Below are 2,645 nucleotides of genomic sequence, written 5' to 3'. Positions count from 1 at the left end.
ATTGGACTCAACCGAGAACCGCTATATAAAAAATGATTTTAGTATAAAAAAGAAGTATTTATATAGCCATTTTTAATGGAGTGTAGTAAGCATCTTAGGACTGTGGAAGAGCGCCTGAAATGACAAATTTCGTGATGCACATAATGGTAATTTTGTACAGTCCTTCAGAAAAGAGTCTGTAAATCGAGAATGAAACCAGGTAAAGTGTTTTCTCCCGATAACTTTGTTGGTGATTCTAAAACTTCTACTGCTTGCCCTAAACGATAGATTTCTACTCGGCGTGTTTTTCTATCAATTAACCAGCCGAGTTTCACTTGATTCTCCATATATTATTGCATTTTTTCCTGAGTTTTTTGTAAATTATCAGAGGGTGACAAAACAATTCAAAATTCAAAATTCAAAGTTCAAAAAAAATACTTACAAGTTGGTTTGAAGATGAAGTTGGAGGCGCAGAAGCAACTGATTTAACTTCAGGTTCACCTGATTTGCTTAAGTTTATTACTCTGATTGTACTTTGTTCGTTTTCTAAGTTAATCTTAAAGTTTTGAGTTGGGTAACCTGCTTTACTTAAATTGACAGCAACATCACCTTTACTAGGAATTTTAACTAGTGGGTTTAAACGAGCGAGGTACAGTAAAAATAATCAGCAAGCAGTACATACTTTCTTTGAAAAGAAAAGCATATTCTCCAGATAACTGTGGTAAATTCAACCTAGTTTAATGGGATAAAACCGACTCGCTGAACAATTTGTTGTCCACCACCAGATATGGCAAAATCAATAAATTGTTTAGCACCAGGACTCGTTTTACGCGGTACAACTAAATAAACAACTCGACTAATAGGATAAGTACTATTTTTAATCGCAGTTTTATCAGTCGGAGAAATCCTATCTATAGGGACAATACGAACAGTTTGTTGATTTTCTATTTGGGAAACTGTGCTGTAAGTGATGCCATTATCACCCAAGTCACGTAATAGCGAAGTCGTTTCATCTTTTTTCATTGTGGTGAAATTCGCACTATCTGGTGCAAAAGACTCCTCTAAAAGCACAACTTCCTGAAAGAATGTATATGTACCACTATCTGGAGAACGGTTAATCACTTTAATTGGCAGATTTGGACCTCCTAGTTGTGACCAGTTAGTGATTTTTCCTTGAAAAATTCCCTTCAACTGTTCCATTGTCAATCCCCCTTTATACGGATTGTTGACGCCTACTGCTACAGCCAATGCATCGCGAGCAATTGGGACTTGCACGAGTCCAGCTTGTGCTTCATCAGGCTTTAGGGGACGTGAACTCGCTGCCATCAAGACTTTGCCGTCTTTCAAATTTTGAATCCCCTTATTGGTACCATTCGGACTACGATCTGGTAAACCATAGGTTATGGGTAAGGAAGGATTCACCGGATTAAACGCCATTTGCAGCTGCTTCATCAAAGCGACTATTGTGACGCTACCATCAATTGTTAGTACGCTTGGGTTAGGTAGACTGGTATCCAAGCTTGATGTGTCAAAAGCTTGACTCGCGCTACGTTGAGAATTGGCAGAGGGTTGAGTCTGTTGCTGGTATGCAAAAGGTAACTTATCCCGGAAGAACCACACACCAAACCCTAAAAGCCCTAGAGTGACGAGCAGAGATAGCACCAAGGTAAATGTTTCTTTATTATTGCTTGTATTAGCCATAAGGAATGTCAGAATATTGAAAGTTTGCAAGTTAATCTGGTACACGTAGTCATACGTGTTTTTCAGAGCAAATTAGGATTGCTATATAAGTACTTTAACAACAGCACAAAGGACCTATTACCGAAATTTTCTATAAAAATACACAACTGTTATATTGCGGGTTGTACCATCAACAAGAATTGCAGCAATAATTTAGGCAAGAACAAATACGTACTTGTTTTATCCTTATCAATCAAAGAAACGGACAAAAAAATGGGTTTTGTCCGGTTGTTTCTCCTAATATCTGCCTTCAGCTGGATGCAGGGTTTCTGCTCGAACTAGCTAAAAATCGTTTTGGAATATCCAGAGAATCTCCCCAATGTTGATGAATATAAGAAGCATGTAGAGATGGAAGCAAATTCCATCCTTCATCTCCTGTAGATTCTTCGGTATCGTAGCGATAAGTTTGAAACAATGCTGGATGAGAAGTAGAGATTAAGCGGGAACGATGAAATTCATGCCCGTAGACGGTTGCACCTGCACGTACTAACAGACCATCCTGTAGAGCAACTGCTCGACGATATCCTAAGGTAAGACGCCCACCCATCTCGGCTGTTGTGGGCAATACTCCTACCATTGACCAAGATTTTGCCTCAAAATTGACGATTTGCTCGCATAGATACATCAATCCCCCACACTCAGCTATGGTAGGTATTCCTGAAAGAATTGCTGTCTTGACTGCATGGCGTGTGCGGGTGTTTTCCGCTAGTTGTTGGGCAAAGACTTCTGGAAAACCACCGCCAAAATACATTCCTTGTATGTCTTGTGGTAAGCCAGCGTCTTCTAAAGGACTCCAGAAAATCAGTTCTGCACCCAACTGCTGGAGTAAATCAAGATTGTCTTGGTAGTAAAAATTGAAAGCGCGATCGCACGCGACGGCTATTCTTATCGAAGGTGGGGAGGTGGGGAGGTGGGGAGGTGGGGAG

Annotated in this window: 2 protein-coding genes and 1 pseudogene; all 3 read right to left on the bottom strand. The window is 40.0% G+C overall.

The window, feature by feature from the left end:
- Nucleotides 1–164 precede the first annotated feature (164 nt).
- Nucleotides 165–326 carry a Uma2 family endonuclease gene (locus DP117_RS33890; RefSeq protein WP_339381159.1) on the bottom strand — a complete coding sequence of 54 codons (162 nt, stop codon included), beginning with the start codon at nt 324–326 and terminating at the stop codon, nt 165–167.
- 385 nt (nt 327–711) lie between these two features.
- Nucleotides 712–1,680, bottom strand: coding sequence for a phosphate ABC transporter substrate-binding protein (locus tag DP117_RS33885; RefSeq protein WP_169222535.1), 969 nt, complete (start codon nt 1,678–1,680; stop codon nt 712–714).
- A gap of 289 nt (nt 1,681–1,969) precedes the next feature.
- A pseudogene (locus DP117_RS33880) lies at nt 1,970–2,645 on the bottom strand (cobyrinic acid a,c-diamide synthase); the annotation flags it as partial.

The organism is Brasilonema sp. UFV-L1, assembly GCF_012912105.1.
Classification (GTDB): domain Bacteria; phylum Cyanobacteriota; class Cyanobacteriia; order Cyanobacteriales; family Nostocaceae; genus Brasilonema.
The sequence above is the reverse complement of the archived record's forward strand: the minus strand, read 5'-3'. Positions and strand labels throughout refer to the sequence as shown.

Bases quoted from the DNA above. Each gene is read 5' to 3' on its own strand.
- DP117_RS33890 (WP_339381159.1), bottom strand. From the start codon at position 326: ATGGAGAATCAAGTGAAACTCGGCTGGTTAATTGATAGAAAAACACGC.
- DP117_RS33885 (WP_169222535.1), bottom strand. From the start codon at position 1,680: ATGGCTAATACAAGCAATAATAAAGAAACATTTACCTTGGTGCTATCT.